Source organism: Streptococcus sp. NLN76 (assembly GCF_015686645.1).
In the GTDB taxonomy this organism is placed as follows: Bacteria; Bacillota; Bacilli; order Lactobacillales; family Streptococcaceae; genus Streptococcus.
Map to the genome: position 1 here is coordinate 1 of NZ_JADPMS010000094.1, position 1,573 is coordinate 1,573.

The following is a 1,573-nucleotide window of genomic DNA, read 5'->3' on the forward strand; positions in this document are numbered from 1 at the left end:
TTACCGGTTTCATAAAGGCTTACGATGGTTTCTTTGAATTCTTTACTATACTTTTGTGACATATGGACTTCTCCTTTGGTTTGAGATAATTCTACCAAATCGTGTCCATGAAATCATACTAACACCACCTGTAACATTAGCGATGGTAACAACAAGATGCGAACCATTCTTTGTATATATTTCTGACTTCCAAGCATTTCCCCCTTGAATACTACAAACATCTTCTAACTTTCGCTGTTCCCAAGTATCTGTAAACCCATCGAATCTAAATTCAGGTATCTTTTCTTTCATTAATTTGTACTCCTTCAACTTTCTTCCACAAAGATTTTCATAATCAACAAATCATTTCAAAACACTTTAATTAGCAATAGTATCCGTGTCTGTGTTGATGAATTGCAATTGATCAGCCTTTCTTGCTCCCCGCTTTTTCAGTTTTTTCTTTATGTTTAATTCAGAGTCTCTTTCATGCTCATCTACATAAATATCAACATTCGGCATTAATTCAAATATTTTTTCAAAGTATGGATCATCAACTCCAGGATATTCATCAATATCAGTCTTAATGGCGCTAATTCCAATAAAATAAATCTCTTTAATTTCTGATGCTGTATTTACATTTTGTAAAAACGACTGCAATACACTTAGTTGTTTTGATACTGGTTTTTTAAACTCATTCTGTAAGGTAAGTAAAGCATGTTCTAAACCAATGTAAAACTCAGGGACATCTTCTGGAAATACTTTCTCGCCGTGCCCATATAGGAATCTATCTTCTTCTATACTTCCATGAATATGACAGATTTTGGAAGGCGAAATACCATAAACTTCCTCTAATACTTCTGTGTAATTGAACGTCAGAAAAAAGTTATTACTGTCATTCATAATTGTTTGTTTTAGAGCAGATAGGTTCGAATATTCTTCTGTTTCCATAATCGAACGAACCCAATTTGGAAAGAGAGTATTTTTTAGAATTGGAATCGCTTTAATAAGTGAATCATTCAAATCCTGTAGATAGTATTGATTTTTAAAATGATCAATATCGCCGTCCTTATCTAGCATATCTTCACAGTCAATTGACAAATCTGCAATATCTCCAAGCTTTGATTCAAAATCAGTCCAATCGGAACCATTTACAAGCTGATTAATCAAACTAATAAAGAATATCTGAATATCATTATCTCTAAAAATTTCCTCTCCATCTGATGATGTATATGTTTGAGGAATTTGAAAATCGTTCCAGAAATAATCTTGCTCAGCTGTTACAAATAAAGTTTCCCTTTTCGGATCAATTTGCTTAAGTATCCATTTTTTAAAATCGTTATAACGTGTAGGAAGATCATGTGCCAAATCAAATCCATTCCCAATAATAAATAGTTTTTTCTTCATATCCTACCTCCCAGTCAGCGGCAGTATATCCTGCTCAATCATATTTCGATAGTCATCTTTAACCCCGAATTATTCATACCCTGAATATCTTTGCGTAACTATCAAAAAAATCATCAGAAACAAGCAATAAACAATTGCAGTTCTGATGATTTTTATGAACGATCAAGCTTTTCTATAAATAAATATGGAT

2 protein-coding genes are annotated in these 1,573 nt (G+C 32.4%); both read right to left on the reverse strand.

What is annotated here, in order from left to right; all coding sequences use genetic code 11:
* Window positions 1–45: 45 nt before the first annotated feature.
* On the reverse strand, window positions 46–291 hold the full coding sequence (locus tag I1A59_RS09405) for a hypothetical protein (RefSeq protein ID WP_196092485.1): 246 nt from the start codon (window positions 289–291) through the stop codon (window positions 46–48).
* Window positions 292–357: 66 nt separating this feature from the next.
* Entirely contained in the window at window positions 358–1,383 is a 1,026-nt protein-coding gene (locus tag I1A59_RS09410) for an AbiH family protein (RefSeq protein ID WP_196092486.1), read from the reverse strand.
* Window positions 1,384–1,573 lie beyond the last annotated feature (190 nt).

What these genes read in the sequence shown, in the direction of transcription:
- I1A59_RS09405 (WP_196092485.1), bottom strand. Translation starts at nt 291, where the DNA reads ATGAAAGAAAAGATACCTGAATTTAGATTCGATGGGTTTACAGATACT.
- I1A59_RS09410 (WP_196092486.1), bottom strand. Translation starts at nt 1,383, where the DNA reads ATGAAGAAAAAACTATTTATTATTGGGAATGGATTTGATTTGGCACAT.